The organism is Kribbella sp. NPDC051587 (assembly GCF_044453945.1).
Classification (GTDB): Bacteria; Actinomycetota; Actinomycetes; order Propionibacteriales; family Kribbellaceae; genus Kribbella.
This window is the reverse complement of record NZ_JBITDE010000008.1, coordinates 135,117-151,815: the sequence shown is the minus strand read 5'-3', so window position 1 is coordinate 151,815 and position 16,699 is coordinate 135,117. Positions and strand designations below refer to the sequence as shown.

Sequence of the window (16,699 nt, the reverse complement as noted above, 5' to 3'; positions counted from 1 at the left end):
ACCACATCCGCCCCCACCCCATGGCCGACCCGTGCTCAAGGTGGACTTCATCGGCCGAGCTTGGGTGCCTAGGTGCGGTGCCTAGGGGTGAGTGTGGCGACCGTGTCGTGGGAAATCGGTTGCCGGCGTCACGGTCCTTTCACTCGCGTGCACACCTCCTGCACTCGCACGCCGGCTTCGGTCGCCGGGCCGGGGGAGAGGACTGGGGGCGGGCGGGGCGTTAATGTTCCGGGCGTGGAGGAATTGACGGTCGGGGTGTTGCGCGCTTGGGCTCGGACCGCGCTGGTGGAGTTGGGACGGGCGCGGACCGGGATCGACGAGCTGAACGTGTATCCGGTGCCCGACGGCGACACGGGGACGAACCTCTACCTGACGTGGGAGGCGGCCTGCGAGGCGCTGCCCAAAGGGGAGTTGACGTTCGCGGAGGCGGTGCAGGCGTTCGGCCGCGGCGCGCTGCTCGGCGCCCGGGGGAACTCGGGAGTGATCACCTCGCAGCTGGTCCGGGCGTGTGGCATGCGGCTGGCCGAGAACCTGCCGCGCGACCAGGTGACCGACGGCGTACTGGCTGATCCGCGGATGAGTGAGGCGGCCGCGCTCGCCGATGCGCTCACGTACGCCGCTGATGCCGCGTACGGCGCTGTCGCGGAACCGGTCGAGGGGACCATGCTCACCGTCGCCCGCCAGGCCGCCAACGGAGCCATGACCGCGGCCAACGACGGCAAGAGCCTGGCGGATGTCTGCCTGGCCGCAGTCGCGTCCGCACGGAAGGCCCTCACCAAGACGACCGAGCAGCTCGACGTACTGCGCCGGGCCGGAGTGGTCGACGCCGGGGGAGCCGGCCTGGTCGTGATCCTCGGTGCGATGGAGTCGGTGCTGACCGGTCGGACCGTGACGATCGACGTACCGGCTCGGGTCGAACCGCAGGAGGTTGCCGGTGACCTCAGCCCGGAGGGACCGGCGTACGAGGTGATGTACCTCCTGGACGCCGCTGACGAGGCTGTCGGGGACTTCCGGCGGCAGCTCGCAGCCCTGGGTGACTCGGTGGTCGTAGTCGGCGGAGACGGCCTCTGGAACGTCCACGTACATGCAGACGACGTCGGTACGGCGATTGAGCTGGGCATCGCGATCGGCCGCCCGCACCGGATCCGGGTCACCCATTTCAGTAAAGATCAACAGAGTGCGGACCAGGCGCATCACGAGCCGCCACCCGGCCGAGCCGTGATCGCGGTCGTCGCCGGGGAAGGACTGGCCGACCTGTTCACCGAAGCCGGTGCCCAGGTCGTGGTCGGCGGACCGGGCCGACGGTGTTCGACCGGCGAGCTACTGACCGCGATCGAGAAGTCGAAGGCGACCGAGATCGTGCTGCTGCCGAACGACAAGGACTCCATCGCGGTCGCCGAGGCAGCCGCCACGGCGGCCCGCCAGGACGGAATCCGGGTGGCTGTGATCCCCACTCGGGCCCAGGTCCAGGGGTTGGCGGCGATCGCCGTACATGATGCTGCTGCGAGCTTCGACGACGATGTCGTGCACCAGTCCGCGGCCGCCGGGCAGACCCGGCATGGCGCGGTCACGATCGCGGTGAAGGAAGCCTGGACGATGGCCGGCCGCTGCCAGGTCGGTGACGCATTGGGTGTGATCGACGGTGACTTTGCCCTCATCACCCAGGACATCACCGAGGCCGCGCTCGGCGTCGTCGACCGGCTGTTGGGCGGTGGCGGTGAGCTGCTGACGATCGTCACGGGACGCGATGCGGACCCCGAATTGGCCGCCGCGATCGAGCGGCACGTGCGCAAGCAACGCAAAGATGTCGATGTCGTGGTGTACGACGGAGGGCAGGACAGGTACCCGTTGTTGATCGGGGTCGAATGAAGACTGACATGGACCGCAAGCTCCGCGACTTCGTCGGAGCCAAGACGGCCAAGACTTTCGCGGACGTGCTCGCCATCGAGACCGTCGGCGAGCTGCTGCGCCACTACCCGCGGCGGTACCTGAAGAAGGGCGAGTTGACCCCGTTCGACGAGCTCGAGGTCGGCGACCAGGCGACGGTCAACGGCCGGGTCAAGAAGGTCACCGTCCGCTCGCTCGACACCAAGGCCGAGATCCCGCTCGTCGAGGTGCAGAAGTGGACCCGGCGCAAGACGCTGACCAAGGTCGTGGTCACCGACGGCAAACACGACCTCGAGCTCGCCTTCTTCAACCAGCCCTGGCTGGCCACCAAGCTCACGCCCGGTACGGCGGCCCTGTTCTGGGGCGAGGTGACGATGTTCCGCGACATCATGCAGCTCAAGGGGCCGGGCACCGAGATCCTCGACGACGAGGACCTCACCGAGGCCGAGATCGAGCGCCGGGCCCGGCCGTTCCGCCCGCTCTACCCGGCGACCGCGAAGTTGCCGACCGCAACGATCGAGCGCAGCATCAAGATCGTTCTGGACAACCTGAGTGAGGATCTCGAGGACCCGGTCCCGGAGCTGATCCTGCGCAAGGAGAAGCTGCTCGGCCTGGTCGAGGCGCTGCAGAAGGTGCATCTGCCCGACACCGAGAAGGACATCCGCGACGCCCAGCAACGCTTCCGGTTCGAGGAGGCGCTGGTGATGCAGACGATCCTGGCGCAGCGCCGAGCGGTCACCGATGCGCTGAAGGCGGTCGCACGCCCGCGAACCGCCGGCGGTCTGCTCGACGAGTTCGACAAGCGGCTCCCGTTCTCGCTCACCACCGGCCAGGCCGACGTGGGCGAGGAGATCTTCGCCGACCTGAAGCGGCCGCACCCGATGCACCGGCTGCTGCAGGGGGAGGTCGGTTCCGGCAAGACCGTGGTCGCGCTGCGGGCGATGCTGTCGGTGGTCGACAACGGCGGCCAGGCGGTCCTGCTGGCACCGACCGAGGTGCTCGCCACCCAGCATCACAAGACGCTGATCAAGATGCTCGGTGACCTCGCCGAGCAGGGCATGCTGGGCGGCGCCGAGCACGCCACGAAGGTCGGTCTGCTGACCGGTTCGCTGAACGCGGCAGCCCGCCGTACGGCGATGTTGGACGCCGCGAGCGGAGCCGCCGGAATCGTGGTCGGCACCCACGCATTGCTCGAGGACAAGGTGCAGTTCGCCGATCTCGGGCTCGTGGTGGTCGACGAGCAGCACCGGTTCGGCGTCGAGCAGCGCGCCGCGCTGAGCGCGAAGTCCGGTGAGAACACCCCGCACGTGCTGGTCATGACGGCGACCCCGATCCCGCGGACGGTCGCGATGACCGTCTTCGGCGATCTCGCGGTGTCGACCCTGACCGAGCTCCCGGCCGGTCGCTCGCCGATCCAGTCGTCCGTCGTACCAGCCAAGCAGAAGCCCGAGTGGCTGGAGCGGGCCTGGGCGCGGGTCCGCGAGGAGGTCGGCAAGGGCCACCAGGCGTACGTCGTCTGCCCGCGGATCGGTGACGACGTGAAGAACGCGGCCGACGAGGAAGGCGATCTCGCCGCCGGGGATGACGAGGGCGACGGGAAGAAGCAGGCCCGGCCGCCGATCTCGGTGATGCAGGTGGCCGAGGCGCTCGGCGAGATCCTGCACGACCTGCGGGTGGAGATCCTGCACGGCCGGTTGCCGGCCGACGAGAAGGACGCGGTGATGACCCGGTTCGCGGCCGGCGAGGTCGACGTGCTGATCGCGACCACGGTGATCGAGGTCGGCGTCGACGTACCGAACGCCTCGACGATGGTGATCATGGACGCCGACCGGTTCGGCATCTCGCAGCTGCACCAGCTGCGCGGGCGGGTCGGCCGGGGCAAGGTGCCCGGGCTCTGCCTGCTGGTCACCGACCTGTGGGACGGCACGGCGTCGTACGGGCGACTGGCCGCGGTGGCGTCCACGACGGACGGCTTCGAGCTGTCCCGGATCGACCTGGAGACGCGCCGCGAGGGCGACGTACTGGGCGTGGCTCAGTCGGGCAAGCGGAGCAGCCTGAAGCTGCTGAGCGTGCTGCGGGACGAGGACCTCATCTTCACCGCCCGCCATGTGGCGCAGTCGCTGATCTCGGTCGACGCGGAGCTCGCCGAGTACCCGGCGCTGCGCTCGTTCGTGCAGAGCGCGCTGGCATCCGAGTCCACCGAATACCTGGAGAAGACGTGACACGTGTCATCGGGGGAGTGGCGGGCGGCAGGCGGATCGCCGTACCGCCGGGAGACGGGACACGACCGACCACAGACCGGACCCGCGAGGCGCTGTTCTCGTCGTTGGAGGCGGAGTTCAGCAGCTTCGACGGGGTCAACGTCCTCGACCTGTACGCCGGTTCCGGGGCGATCGGCCTTGAGGCGCTCTCGCGGGGAGCGGCCAAGGTGGTGCTGGTCGAGTCGGATCGCAAGGCGGCCGAGGTGATCACGGCCAACATCAAGGTCGTCGGGCTGCCGGGAGTGACCGTGCTGAGCCGGCCGGTCGAGAAGCTCGCGGCGGGGGAGCCGCTGGCGGAATTCGACCTGCTGTACGCCGATCCGCCGTACCGGCTGGAGACCGCCGAACTGCAGGACGTGCTGGTCGCCCTGGCGGCCAACGGCTGGCTGGCCGCGGACGCCTTCGTGGTGGTCGAGCGCGGGAAGCGGGAGCCGTGGGAGTGGCCGGAGGGGTTCACCGGGCTGCGCGACCGCAAGTACGGCGAGGCCCGGCTTTGGTACGGTCACCGCCATGGCTAAGGCTGTGTTTCCGGGCTCGTTCGACCCGCCGACCATCGGTCACCTGGACGTCATCGCCCGCGCGGCCGGCGCCTTCACGGAGCTGATCGTCGCGGCCGGGGTGAACCAGTCCAAGAACCGCCTGTTCAGCGACGCCGAGCGGGTCGAGATGCTGACCGAGCTCGCCGAGCCGTTCCCGAACGTCCGGATCGCCACCTTCGACGGCCTGCTGGTCGACTTCTGCACCGAGCAGGGCGCGAGCGTGATCGTGAAGGGTCTGCGGACCGCGGCCGACTACGACTACGAACTGCAGATGGCCCACCTGAACCGGCGGATGACCGGGGTCGATACGGTGTTCCTGCCGACCGCCGCCGAGCACGGGTTCATCTCCTCCAGCTGGGTCAAGGAGATCTCCACACTGGGCGGCGACGTGTCCTCCTTCGTGACGGCGAGTGTTCACACACGGTTACTGGCGAAACACCGGTAGGCCCCGAATTGGGTGTCCGGCCAGGTAGTTGATAATGTGGTCTACCGGTCTCGTTGAGACCGAGATTTATGCCTGCCCACGCCTGAAAGGGATGTCCTGAGCGTCTTGGATCCGCGGTCCCCACTCGTGATCGACACGCACGAGCTGTCACGCCGCGCCGGGTCCCAGCGCGAAGTCTCCTTCACGGCCGCAGCACCGGCTGATCTCGGTATCGATGTGATCGGCGTCCCCGAGGGCGACCCGATCCAGTTCGATCTACGGCTGGAGTCGGTTGTCGAAGGGGTGCTCGTCTCCGGATCGGCCGCCGGCCGGCTGGTCGGGGAGTGCGCGCGGTGCCTGGTCGACATCGAGGACGAGTTCCTCGCTGACGTCCAGGAGCTGTACGTCTACCCGGTGAGCGAGGCCGAGCCGGACGAGGCCAGCCGGATGGAGGGCGATCTGATCGACCTCGAGCCGGCATTGCGGGATCAGGTGGTGCTCGCGCTACCGTTCCAGCCGCTGTGTTCGGACGACTGTCCGGGACTGTGCCCCGAGTGTGGGGTGCGCCTGGTCGAGGAGCCCGGTCACCGGCACGAGGAAGCGGTGGACCCGCGGTGGGCGGCCCTCGGGCAGCTCCAGAACGACCAGCAAGACAACTGAAGACCGAATACACGCACACCAGCCGGCCGGGTCAACCAGCCCCCGGCCGAACCGAGGAGTCATAACCGTGGCCGTTCCGAAGCGGAAGATGTCGCGCAGCAACACCCGCAACCGCCGGGCTCAGTGGAAGACCACTGCCCCGTCGCTGGTGACCTGCGTGAACCCCGCCTGCCGCGCCAAGCACCTGCAGCACACCGTTTGCCCCACCTGCGGCCAGTACGGCGCCAAGGGCGAGCGTCGCCAGGTCGTCGAGAGCTAAACGGCACCTATCAGTGAATTCATCAGTCGACGCCGGGCCTGACCCGGCGCATGGGGGGCCCTACGCCGAGCTGAACGTACGGCTCGGCGTAGCGCTGGCTGACAATTTGCTGGAGCACGCCTTCACCCACCGTTCGTTCGCGTACGAGAACGGTGGGTTGCCGACCAACGAGCGGCTGGAGTTCCTGGGGGACTCGGTGCTCGGAGTCATCGTCACGGAGTCGCTGTTCCGCAACCATCCGGACCTGTCCGAGGGACGGCTGGCCAAGCTGCGTGCCGCCGTGGTCAACATGCGCGCCCTCGCGGGTGTCGCCCGGGAACTCAAGCTGGGCAAGTACCTGCGGCTCGGCCGCGGCGAGGAAGCCACCGGCGGCCGCGACAAGTCGTCGATCCTGGCCGACTGCGTCGAGGCGCTGATCGGTGCCGTCTACCTGGACCGTGGGTTCGAGGTGGCCGGCATGGTCGTGCACCGGCTGTTCGACGATCTGATGGAGTCCTCGGCCCGGCTCGGTGCCGGCCTGGACTGGAAGACGTCGCTGCAGGAGCTGGTCGCCCAGCTCGGCGTCGGCGTCCCGGAGTACGTGATCGCCGAGTCCGGTCCCGACCACGCCAAGACGTTCGAGGCGCGGGTGCGGATCGGTGCGGACACCTACGGGCACGGCATCGGCCGCAGCAAGAAGGAAGCCGAGCAGCAGGCCGCCGAGACCGCCTGGAAGGCCCTGCGCGCCGCGCATCCCGACAGCACGGATCCCTCGCAGCAGCCGTAGTATCCGCAGGTGCCCGAGCTCCCAGAGGTTGAGGTGGTCCGCCGAGGTCTGGCGGACTTCACCACCGGCCGCACCATCGATGCGGTCGAGGTCCTGCACCCCCGTCCGGTACGGCGTCATCTCGCCGGACCGGACGATTTCGTGGCCCGGCTCAAGGGCCAGGTCTTCGCCGAGCCGGCCCGGCGCGGAAAATATCTCTGGCTGCCGCTCACCTCGGGTGACGCGGTTCTCACTCATCTGGGTATGAGCGGCCAATTCCGGGTCCAGCCGGTCGGCGCGCCCGACGAGGCCCATCTGCGGGTCCGGTTCCGCTTCGCCGACGACGGCGGAGAGGTCCGGTTTGTGGACCAGCGGATGTTCGGTGGTCTGTCGTACTCCGAAGGCGGCGCCGAGCTCCCCGGCGAGATCGCCCACATCGCCCGGGACCCGTTCGATCCTCTGTTCGATCCGGAGGCGGCCGCGGCCGCGCTGCGGCGCCGCAAGACCGGTCTCAAACGAGCGCTGCTGGACCAGACCGTGGTCAGCGGGATCGGGAACATCTATGCCGACGAGGCCTTGTGGCGCGCGAAGCTGCACTACGCCCGGGCCACGGATTCGCTGAAACCCTTACAGGCAAGGGAAATTCTCCGCCATGCCCACGAAGTGATGGCTGAGGCGCTGGGCGTCGGCGGGACCAGCTTCGACGCCTTGTACGTCAACGTGAACGGCGAGTCCGGCTACTTCGAACGCGGCCTGAACGTTTACGGGCAAGAGGGTTCGCCGTGTCCGCGGGACGGCCGGCCGATCCGCCGTGAGCCGTTCATGAACCGTTCGTCGTTCCGCTGCCCGAGATGTCAGCCGGTACCGCGGCTGGTCCGCTGGTAAGCGAGGTATTGTTAATAAGTGTGGCCCAGGTTGACCGTCGGCCTCGCCGGTGTCACCCTGAAAGACGGTACACATTTTCGGCGCACCCTATCGTGTCTTGACTGCGAGGGCGCGCACACCCGGCCAGAACCCTTCCGGAGGACAGCACAATGGCCAAGGCTCTTTTAGGGCACCTTGGAGGCACTGACCCGCGCATGCTCGAGCAGGTTCGTCTGCTCAACCGGCGTGTCGCCGATCTGGAGGCGCACGTGATGCGCCTGCAGGCAGAGAACGACCATCTCGTCGCACAGGTCCATGAGGGCCGGCTGCTGACAGTCGACGAGGCTCTGCGTACGCCTGCCACGGTCTGACGACCCTGGTCGCGACCAGCTCCGGTCGCACCCTGCACGCTGAAACCGCACGATAGACGGCGGTGGCCCCCGTCCGGGCCCCCGCCGGTTGTGCTTGTCCCGATGTTGTGCTCCCACCACACCTGCCTGCCGTTGCGACCGGTAGGCCTCCACGGTTTCGCGTCCGGCGCTTAGTAGACTGGGCGGCGGAACTACTTCCCCGGGTAGCGACAGCGTTACGAGTTGCGACGGTTCCTTCGGTATCGTCTGTCCTTTCACGGGTTGGAGAGCATCGCTTTGTATCTGAAGAGCATGACGCTCCGAGGCTTCAAGTCGTTCGCGTCGGCCACGACGATGAACTTCGAACCGGGGATCACCTGCATCGTCGGCCCGAACGGCTCCGGTAAGTCCAACGTCGTCGACGCCCTCGCCTGGGTGATGGGCGAGCAGGGCGCGAAATCCCTGCGTGGCGGCAAGATGGAGGACGTCATCTTCGCCGGCACCTCGGGCCGCGCCCCGCTGGGCCGCGCCGAGGTGGTGCTCACCATCGACAACACCGACGGCGCGCTCCCGATCGAGTACGCCGAGGTCACGATCAGCCGGACGATGTTCCGCAACGGCGGCTCCGACTACCAGATCAACGGCCAGAGCTGCCGGTTGCTGGACGTCCAGGAGCTGCTCAGCGACTCCGGTATCGGTCGCGAGATGCACGTCATCGTCGGTCAGGGCCAGCTCGACTCGATCCTGCGCGCGACCCCGGAGGGTCGCCGCGGCTTCGTCGAGGAGGCCGCCGGTGTCCTGAAGCACCGCAAGCGCAAGGAAAAGGCGATCCGGAAGCTGGAGGCCACCGAGGGCAACCTGCACCGGCTCGGCGACCTGATCGCCGAGATCCGCCGCCAGCTGAAGCCGCTCGGGCGCCAGGCGGAGGTGGCGCGCCGGGCCGTGACGATCCAGGCCGAGGTCCGCGACGGCCGCTCCCGGCTGCTGGCCGACGACATCGTCCAGGCCCAGTCCGCGCTCGAGGCCGAGCTGGCCGATGAGGCGCGGATGACAGAGCGCCGTACCGAGATCGAGGCCAAGCTGCGCGAGGCGCGCGACCTGGAGGCCGAGCTCGAGGAGGCGCTCCGCGAGGACGCGCCGGCCCTGCAGGCCGCCCAGGACACCTGGTACCAGCTGTCCGGGTTCGGCGAGAAGATCAAGGGCACCGCCCGGATCGCCGCCGACCGGATCCGCTCGCTGAACGACGAGGCCGACGACGGCCCGCGCTCGGGACGCGACCCCGATGAGCTCGAGCTGGAGGCGGCGCGGGTCCGCGAGACCGAGGCCCAGATCGAGGCCGAGGTCGAGGCGCATTCGGAGCTGCTGGCCGAGTCCGTCGAGCGCCGTCAGGCGCTGGAGAACCAAGAGGCCGAGGAAGACCGCCGGATCTCGGCACTGATCCGGGCGGCCTCCGACCGTCGTGAGGGTCTGGCCCGGCTGACCGGCCAGGTGAACGCGCTGAAGAGCCGCGCGGCCGCCGCCGAGTCCGAGATCGGCCGCCTGGCGACGAACATGAACGAGGCCGAGGCGCGGGCCGCCAAGGCTCAGCACGACTTCACCGCGCTCGAGACCCAGGTTGCCGGGCTGGATGCCGGTGAGCGTGGGCTCGACGATCAGTACGAGGCGGCTCAGTCGGTTCTGGACGAGCTGGACGAGCGGCTGGCCAAGCTGCGCGCCGAGGAGCGGGACGCCGAGCGAGAGCGGACCGGTCTGAGCGCGCGCAAGGAGGCGCTGGAGCTGGGCCTGAACCGCAAGGACGGCGCCGGTGCTCTGCTGGCCGCCTCCGAGCAGATCGCCGGCCTGATGGGTTCGGTCGCGGCGCTGCTGAGCGTGCGCTCCGGATACGAGACGGCCATCGCGGCCGCTCTCGGTGAAGCCGCCGACGCGGTCGCCGTCACTCACGCCGACGCCGCGCTGGCCGCGGTCGGCCACCTGAAGGAGCACGACCTCGGCCGAGCCGGGATGCTCCTGGGCGACGCCCCGGCTGACGATTACGCAACCTGGCCAAGCCTTCCGTACGGCGCTTTGTACGCCGTCGATGTCGTCGAGTGCCCGCAGAACCTGCGTCCCGGCCTGCGCCGGCTGCTCCGCAAGGTCGCGGTCGTCGACGACGTCGCCGCGGCGCAGTCGCTGGTCAGGAACCTTCCCGACGTCACCTGCGCTACCCGGGCGGGCGACGTACTGGGGGCGCATTTCGCGTACGGCGGTTCTGACGCGGCGCCGAGCCTGATCGAGGTGCAGTCTGCGGTCGACGAGGCCGCGGAGAAGCTGATCGAGGCGACCGCGCGGAGTGAGCGGCTGCGGTTCGAGCTGTCCGGGATGGAGGACGAGCGCTCCCGGCAGAAGGAGTCCGTCGAGATCACGCTGGCCCGGCTGCACGAGTCGGATGCCGCGATGGCGGCGGTGGCCGAGCAGCTCGCGCACTTCGGGTCGCTGGCCAAGGCCTCCCGGGGTGAGGCGCAGCGGATGGCCGAGGCGATCGCCGCGGCCGAGGCCGAGCGCGACAAGAACCTGTCCGGTCTGGCCGAGCTCGAAGAGCGGCTGAACGACGCCGAGATGTTCGACGAGGACGGCGACGAACCGGACACGTCGACGCGTGACCAGCTCGCCGAGGCCGCCAAGGCCGGGCGGGCGGCCGAGATGGAGGCGCGGCTCGCGCTGCGCACCACCGAGGAGCGGGCCCGGGCGCTGTCCGGCCGGGCCGACCAGCTGGAGCGTGCGGCGCGGCAGGAGCGCGAGGCCCGTGCCCGCGCGATCGCCCGTGCTGCCCGCCGGGCGCGGCAGTCCGAGGCTGCGCAGGCCGTGCACTTGGCGACTGGTCACGTGCTGGCCCGGTTGGAGCACTCACTGCAGCTGGCTGCCTCCGAGCGGTCCGCGATCCAGGCACAGCGGTCCGACCGCGAGCAGGCGCTGTCGCAGGCGCGCTCGGCGACCCGCAACCTGAGCTCCGAGCTGGAGCAGCTGACCAACACCGTCCACCGCGACGCGCTGGCCCGGGCCGAGCAGAAGATGCGGCTCGAGCAGCTGTACGAGAAGGCGCTCGGTGAGCTGGGCGTCGCGGTCGAGACGCTCGTCGCGGAGTACGGGCCGGACAAGCTGGTGCCGCCGCTGCCCAAGGACGGCGACGACAACACCCTCGAGCTCGAGGGCGAGCCGTTCGACCGGGCCAAGGTCGAGAAGCGGCTCAAGTCCGCCGAGCGGTCGCTGAACCAGCTGGGCCGGATCAACCCGCTCGCGCTCGAGGAGTTCGACGCGATGGAGGAGCGGCACCGCTTCCTGTCCGAGCAGCTCGAGGACCTGCGCAAGTCCCGCCGCGACCTGATGGACATCGTCAAGGAGGTCGACGACCGCGTCGAGCAGGTCTTCACCGAGGCCTACCGCGACGTCGAGATCGCCTTCCAGCACGTCTTCAGCCGGCTCTTCCCCGGCGGTGAGGGCCGCCTGATCCTCACCGATCCCAGCGACATGCTCGCCACCGGCATCGACGTCGAGGCCCGCCCGCCCGGCAAGAAGGTCAAGCGCCTCTCGCTGCTGTCCGGCGGCGAGCGCTCCCTGGTCGCGGTGGCCTTCCTGGTCGCCCTCTTCAAGGCCCGCCCCTCGCCCTTCTACATCCTGGACGAGGTCGAGGCGGCCCTCGACGACACCAACCTCGGCCGCCTCCTGGAGATCTACGAAGAGCTCCGCGAGAACAGCCAGCTCCTGGTCATCACCCACCAGAAGCGCACCATGGAGGTCGCTGACGCCCTCTACGGCGTCACCATGCGCGGCGACGGCGTCTCCGCCGTCATCTCCCAACGCATCCGCGAACCCGAACCCGTGTAACCCACGGAGGTGGCGGCGACCTATCCGGTTGCCGAGTACACCAAGGCGTTGCAGCACGCCGGCCAGGGCGGCGGCGGCAAGGTGCTCTTCAGGCCGTGATGGTCATCGAGGCGAGCTGATCGCCCTGGACGTCGAAGGTGAAGTGGGACGGGCCGTTGAACCCGTCGCCGCCCACCTGGGTGACCAGGGTGATCGGGTTGCCCGGTGTGGAGACCTGGGTGTCGGTGAACGTCGCGCGCTTGCCGATCAGCTCGTTGTCGCTCCAGGACCGGATCTGGTCGGGTCCACGGAACTGGCGGCCCCAGTCGTCGACGTACCCGTCAGCGGCGAAGGCTGCCACGAACGCCTCGTTGTCCTGCTCGTCGATCGCGGTGAGCGCACGCTGGACCGCGGCCGGGATCTCTTGGCTCATAAGCCGATTGAACCACTCGCCGGATCGCCACGTATGGCAGGTGTTCAACGGACTTTCGAGGAGGACCTGATGAGGCGTGTGGCCGCTGTGGTGGGAGTAGTCGTGCTGGGGCTCGGCGCGTTGACTGCTTGTGGTGACGACAAGGGCGCGGACAGCAATGCGAGCGGCGGTACGTCGCAGTCCGCCGACCAGCTGAAGGTCGCGGACAGCGGACTCGGCAAGATCCTTGTCGACGGCAACGGTCGGACCGTGTACGTGTTCGACAAGGACACGGCCGGCAAGTCCAACTGTGAGGGCGACTGTCAGGCGAAGTGGCCGGCTGTGGCCGCGGGCGACAGTACGCCGAAGCTGGACGGTGTGGAGGTCTCCACGATCACCCGGTCCGACGGCAGCAAGCAGTTGGCTGTGGGCGGACTACCGATCTACCTGTTCGCGTCTGACTCCAAAGCTGGTGAGACCAAGGGGCAGGCCGTCGGTGGTGTCTGGTGGGTCGTCGGCCCGGACGGTAAGAAGATCACGACCCAGCCGTCGGCCGATGGCAATTCCGGCTACTGAGTACTTCCTTGGCTGGGCACCCGCTATCGTTCCGACGGTGGGTGCCAACCAGGGACAGGACGCGGCCGAGACGTTCGTCCGCACCCTGTACGCCGAGCACGGTCGGAGCGTGCTGGCGTATGCGACCCGGCTGACCGGCGACCGCGCTGCGGCGGAGGACGTCGTACAGGAGACTCTGGTCCGGGCTTGGAAGCATGCAGACGACCTGGACCAGACCAAGGGCTCGGTGCGGGGCTGGCTGCTGACGGTGGCGCGCAACATCGTCACTGACCGGGCCAGAGCGCGAGCGGCCCGACCTGTCGAGGTTGCCGACGTGGTTGACCAACCTCCGGTCGAGCGGGACCACTCCGAGGCAGTGGTGAACACCATGGTGGTGCTGGGCGCACTGGACCAGGTCTCACCCGAGCACCGTGAAGTGCTGGTCGAGCTGTACTACCGGGGTCGCTCAGTGGCCGAGGCGGCCAAGGAACTCGGAGTGCCGCCGGGTACCGTGAAATCGAGAACGTACTACGCCCTCCGAGCTCTGCGCGCGGTGATGGCAGGACCGGAGGTGACCCGATGAGTGAACACGATCACTCGCAGCTGGGCGCCTATGCACTGGGTGCGTTGGAGCCTGCCGAGATCCGTGAGGTCGACGAGCACCTGGCGACATGTGCCGAATGCCGGACCGAGCTGGCCGAGCTCGAGGAGATGAAGGAGTTCCTCGGCGAGGTGCCGCCGGAGGCGTTCCTGGACGGACCGCCCGCGGACGGTGAGCTGCTACTGCAGCGCACTCTGCGTGAGGTGCGTCAGCCGGTCCAGAAGAAGAGCCGGAAGCCATGGCTGCTGGTAGCGGCCGCAGTGGTCGTCGTGGCCGGTGTGCTGGGTGGCGGCGTACTGATCGGTCGTCAGACTGTTGACCAGGCCGATGCGCCCGTTCCGGGTTCCAGGCAGGTCAGCGCGGTCGACGCAGCGACCGGTACGTCGATGACGACCACCGTGGAGCCACGTGAGGGCTGGACGTGGGTGCGGGTGCAGATCACCGGTCTGAAGCCTGGTGCCGAGTGCGTGATGTTCGTGACCGACAAGGCCGGCAAGACCTGGACTGCGGGCAGTTGGCTGGTCTCGGACAAGGCAGCGCAGGACGGCAGCCGGTTCGGTGGCGGTGTGCTGGTGCGGCCGGACCAGGTGCAGTCGGTCGAGATCAAGACCGTGCAGGGCGAGCACGTCGTCACCACCACCGTCTGAAATCTGGTTGCGGCCTCGGGAGAGGATTGAGGCGTGGCTACTTCCGCAGATGATCTCCGCGCCCGTCGTAAGTCCGCCAGCGACGCCTGTGACCGCTGGCTGTCGCAGGCGCGAGTCCCGGCGCCGGAGCGGCTCCGACGCTTGGCGGAGGCGGCTACCGAAGAGCGCACAGACATCTACGGCGCTGGTGGAGACATCGAGGCGCTCGAGCAGGAGGTCGCCGAACTGCTGGGCAAGCCGGCCGCGGTCTTCATGCCGTCCGGCATCATGGCGCAGCAGAGCGTCCTGCGCGTGTACGCCGACCGTGCGGGGACCAAGCGGGTAGCAGTCCACGGGCAGTCTCACCTCCTGGTGCACGAGCTGAACGCACTGGAAGAGGTGCATCACCTCCGGATCGAGCGGCTCACCTCCGAGCCGCGCCAGCCGCGGCCGGACGAGCTGGCTGCGATTCCGGGGACGCTCGCCGCGGTGACGCTGGAACTGCCGCTGCGCGAGCCAGGGTTCCTGCTGCCGACGTGGGACGAGCTGGTGGTGTTCGCGGAGGCTTGCGCGGAGCGCGGCGTCCCGCTGCACCTCGACGGCGCCCGGCTGTGGGAGAGCACGCCGTACCTGGGACACAGCCTGGCGGAGATCTCCGCACTGGCTAGCTCGGTGTACCTGTCGTTCTACAAGGTGCTCGGTGGACTGGCCGGCGCAGTCCTGGCCGGGCCGGAGGACGTGATCGCCGAGGCCCGGCGCTGGCAGCGACGCCTCGGTGGCAACCTCTACACGATGCTCCCGTACGCCGTCGCCGCGCGCGAGGGGCTGCGGACAGTCCTGCCGCAGATGGACGACCTCTACAAGCGAGCTGTCGAAGTCGCCACCGCGCTGCAGGCCGCGGGCTATCGGGTGGTCCCCGAACCGCCGCACACCAACTCGTTCCAGGTCTACGCGCCCCGCGCCGCCGCCGTCATCGAGGCCGCGGCGGTCGACCGGATGGAACGCACCCGCGAATCCATTTGTGGCCCTTGGCAACCAACCGCCGTACCGGGCTGGTCGTGGATCGAGCTGGTGATCACGCCGCACACCCTGCAGTGGTCAGTGGCCGAGATCACCAAGGCGTTCGGGGAACTTTTGCGCGACTGAGATCGTCCACTGGTGAGACGCTGGGGATCTGGGTCGGGAAATCGGGGAGAGAAGTGCTGACGTTCGTTGTAACCATGGTTGTTCTGCTGGTCCTGGCCGGACTGGTCCTGCTCGCCGTCGCCCGCGGCGAAGGCAAACACTTCGGCTAGCCCTACTCTGCGGAGATGAGACAGCTCATCTTCCAGGAGTACGTGACGCTCGACGGGTTCGCCGCCGACGCGGACGGCGAGACGCCGTTCTTCGCGACGGTCGGCGAGCACGATGCCGAGGACCTGGCGACGTTCGAGCGGATCGACACGATGCTGCTCGGCGCCGCGACGTACGAGATCTTCGTGGCGTTCTGGCCGACGGAGGCCGCGGCCGCCGAGCCGATCACCCCGCTGCTCAACGGGCTGCGCAAGGTGGTCGTCTCGACGACCCTCGCGGAGGCTCCGTGGGGCACGCATGAGCCGGCGACGGTGGTGCGTGACGTCGAGGCAGTGCGCGCGCTGAAGGCCGAGGACGGCAAGGACATCATCCTGTGGGGGAGCATCTCGCTCTTCCACTCGCTTCTCGCCGCCGGACTGGTCGACGAGATTCAGTTGCGCGTGTGTCCGGTGCTGCTCGGTGCGGGCAGGCCTGTCTTTTCTGATCAGCAGGTGGCGCTTGAGCTGATCGAGGCGCGCCCGTGGGGCGGCAACGGCGTACTGATGCGCTACCGGCCGGCTAGCTGATCCTCACGGTGGCCTGGACCGGGAAGTGGTCGGAGGCGTCGCGGGCCGTCTCGTCGGTGAGGGTACGTGTGGTGATGTCCAGGCTCGGACCGATGCTGCCGATGTAGTCGAGAACGTTGCGGTAGGTGCGGTAGCGCGTGGGGAGCACCCGATTGAGGCTGCCGTCGAAGGTGGGCTCGTGGATGGGGTCGGTGCTGATCGTGGCGCCCAGCGTTCGTTCGGCCTCGGCCAGCTCGCGGCCGTCGGGGTAGTACTCGACATTGAAGTCGCCGACGACGAGCACCGGGTCACCGGCTCCCGCCGTACTGGTGACGAAGTGGCGTAGCTCGTCCAGTTGCTGCATCCGTACGGCGTGGTGGGAGCCGCGCTCATCAGCCTGCAGATGGGTCGCAGCAACCCAGAGCCGGCCCACCGGTGTCTGCAGGGCTGCCAGGGCGGCGCCCTTGTTGGACAGCGCGTCCGAGGTCAGCGGCTGGTACGCGCGATAGCGGTGCTGGTGCTGCTCGAGGATCGGGAGCCGACTGGCGATGTAGACGCCCCCGCCCGCCAGCGTGCTCCAGCGGCGGTCCCGGCCGGACGAACTCGTCCAATCACGGTGAGCGTGTCCGACCTCAGGTGTGACGTCGTACCCACGGCTTCGGAGGCCTGTGACCAGCCTGCGAGCTGGTCGGTTGAAGGCTTCGTTGAGTACGACGATGTCCGCGTCGGCCGTCTCGAGCACCTGCGCGGCCAGCGCCGCTCGGCGTGCGGAGCCGAGCAGCGGCAACTGCAGGATGTTGTAGGTGATCAGCGTGAGGCCGAAACCCGCAGCCATGAT

The 16,699-nt window shown here is 68.7% G+C and carries 17 protein-coding genes; 15 read left to right on the top strand and 2 right to left on the bottom strand.

Going from position 1 to position 16,699, the window contains the following annotated elements:
- Positions 1-234: 234 nt before the first annotated feature.
- The 10 genes from ACIA49_RS27145 (at position 235) to smc (ending at position 11,850) form a co-directional block, all read left to right on the top strand.
- Positions 235-1,869, top strand: coding sequence for a DAK2 domain-containing protein (locus ACIA49_RS27145; protein ID WP_396380145.1), 1,635 nt, complete (start codon positions 235-237; stop codon positions 1,867-1,869).
- Positions 1,866-4,109: an ATP-dependent DNA helicase RecG gene (gene recG / locus ACIA49_RS27140; RefSeq protein WP_396380144.1), complete on the top strand. Its 2,244-nt coding sequence runs from the start codon at positions 1,866-1,868 to the stop codon at positions 4,107-4,109. The genes ACIA49_RS27145 and recG overlap by 4 nt, the downstream gene beginning before the upstream one ends.
- Complete coding sequence (rsmD, locus tag ACIA49_RS27135; RefSeq protein ID WP_396380143.1) at positions 4,106-4,666, top strand: 16S rRNA (guanine(966)-N(2))-methyltransferase RsmD; 561 nt, start codon at positions 4,106-4,108, stop codon at positions 4,664-4,666. The genes recG and rsmD overlap by 4 nt, the downstream gene beginning before the upstream one ends.
- Positions 4,659-5,132 carry a pantetheine-phosphate adenylyltransferase gene (gene coaD / locus ACIA49_RS27130; RefSeq protein ID WP_396380142.1) on the top strand — a complete coding sequence of 158 codons (474 nt, stop codon included), beginning with the start codon at positions 4,659-4,661 and terminating at the stop codon, positions 5,130-5,132. The genes rsmD and coaD overlap by 8 nt, the downstream gene beginning before the upstream one ends.
- 126 nt (positions 5,133-5,258) lie before the next feature.
- Positions 5,259-5,771: a YceD family protein gene (locus ACIA49_RS27125; RefSeq protein WP_396380141.1), complete on the top strand. Its 513-nt coding sequence runs from the start codon at positions 5,259-5,261 to the stop codon at positions 5,769-5,771.
- 67 nt (positions 5,772-5,838) lie between these two features.
- Positions 5,839-6,030, top strand: a complete 192-nt coding sequence (rpmF, locus tag ACIA49_RS27120; protein WP_131355175.1) for a 50S ribosomal protein L32 — start codon at positions 5,839-5,841, stop codon at positions 6,028-6,030.
- A gap of 13 nt (positions 6,031-6,043) precedes the next feature.
- Positions 6,044-6,796 carry a ribonuclease III gene (gene rnc / locus ACIA49_RS27115; RefSeq protein WP_396380140.1) on the top strand — a complete coding sequence of 251 codons (753 nt, stop codon included), beginning with the start codon at positions 6,044-6,046 and terminating at the stop codon, positions 6,794-6,796.
- A gap of 9 nt (positions 6,797-6,805) precedes the next feature.
- Entirely contained in the window at positions 6,806-7,660 is an 855-nt protein-coding gene (mutM, locus tag ACIA49_RS27110; protein WP_396380139.1) for a bifunctional DNA-formamidopyrimidine glycosylase/DNA-(apurinic or apyrimidinic site) lyase, read from the top strand.
- Positions 7,661-7,854: 194 nt separating this feature from the next.
- Complete coding sequence (locus ACIA49_RS27105) at positions 7,855-8,010, top strand: hypothetical protein (protein WP_238176310.1); 156 nt, start codon at positions 7,855-7,857, stop codon at positions 8,008-8,010.
- Between the two features lie 291 nt (positions 8,011-8,301).
- On the top strand, positions 8,302-11,850 hold the full coding sequence (smc, locus tag ACIA49_RS27100; RefSeq protein WP_396380138.1) for a chromosome segregation protein SMC: 3,549 nt from the start codon (positions 8,302-8,304) through the stop codon (positions 11,848-11,850).
- 88 nt (positions 11,851-11,938) lie between these two features.
- Here smc and ACIA49_RS27095 read toward each other — a convergent pair whose 3' ends face one another.
- Positions 11,939-12,262, bottom strand: coding sequence for a nuclear transport factor 2 family protein (locus tag ACIA49_RS27095; protein WP_396380137.1), 324 nt, complete (start codon positions 12,260-12,262; stop codon positions 11,939-11,941).
- A 69-nt stretch (positions 12,263-12,331) separates the two neighbouring features.
- Between ACIA49_RS27095 and ACIA49_RS27090 the strand changes: the two genes are divergently transcribed.
- The 5 genes from ACIA49_RS27090 (at position 12,332) to ACIA49_RS27070 (ending at position 15,882) form a co-directional block, all read left to right on the top strand.
- Positions 12,332-12,817 (top strand): hypothetical protein, encoded by a 486-nt coding sequence (locus ACIA49_RS27090; protein ID WP_396380136.1) that lies wholly within the window; start codon positions 12,332-12,334, stop codon positions 12,815-12,817.
- 37 nt (positions 12,818-12,854) lie between these two features.
- Positions 12,855-13,379 carry a sigma-70 family RNA polymerase sigma factor gene (locus ACIA49_RS27085; RefSeq protein ID WP_396380135.1) on the top strand — a complete coding sequence of 175 codons (525 nt, stop codon included), beginning with the start codon at positions 12,855-12,857 and terminating at the stop codon, positions 13,377-13,379.
- Positions 13,376-14,044 carry an anti-sigma factor family protein gene (locus ACIA49_RS27080; protein ID WP_396380134.1) on the top strand — a complete coding sequence of 223 codons (669 nt, stop codon included), beginning with the start codon at positions 13,376-13,378 and terminating at the stop codon, positions 14,042-14,044. Before ACIA49_RS27085 ends, ACIA49_RS27080 begins: the two co-directional genes overlap by 4 nt.
- Before the next feature lie 33 nt (positions 14,045-14,077).
- Complete coding sequence (locus ACIA49_RS27075; RefSeq protein WP_396380133.1) at positions 14,078-15,169, top strand: threonine aldolase family protein; 1,092 nt, start codon at positions 14,078-14,080, stop codon at positions 15,167-15,169.
- Between the two features lie 164 nt (positions 15,170-15,333).
- The gene (locus ACIA49_RS27070) at positions 15,334-15,882 is read left to right on the top strand and encodes a dihydrofolate reductase family protein (protein ID WP_396380132.1); all 549 of its coding nucleotides are present in this window, start codon (positions 15,334-15,336) and stop codon (positions 15,880-15,882) included.
- Here ACIA49_RS27070 and ACIA49_RS27065 read toward each other — a convergent pair.
- Complete coding sequence (locus ACIA49_RS27065; RefSeq protein ID WP_396380131.1) at positions 15,875-16,696, bottom strand: sphingomyelin phosphodiesterase; 822 nt, start codon at positions 16,694-16,696, stop codon at positions 15,875-15,877. The genes ACIA49_RS27070 and ACIA49_RS27065 overlap by 8 nt on opposite strands.
- Positions 16,697-16,699 lie beyond the last annotated feature (3 nt).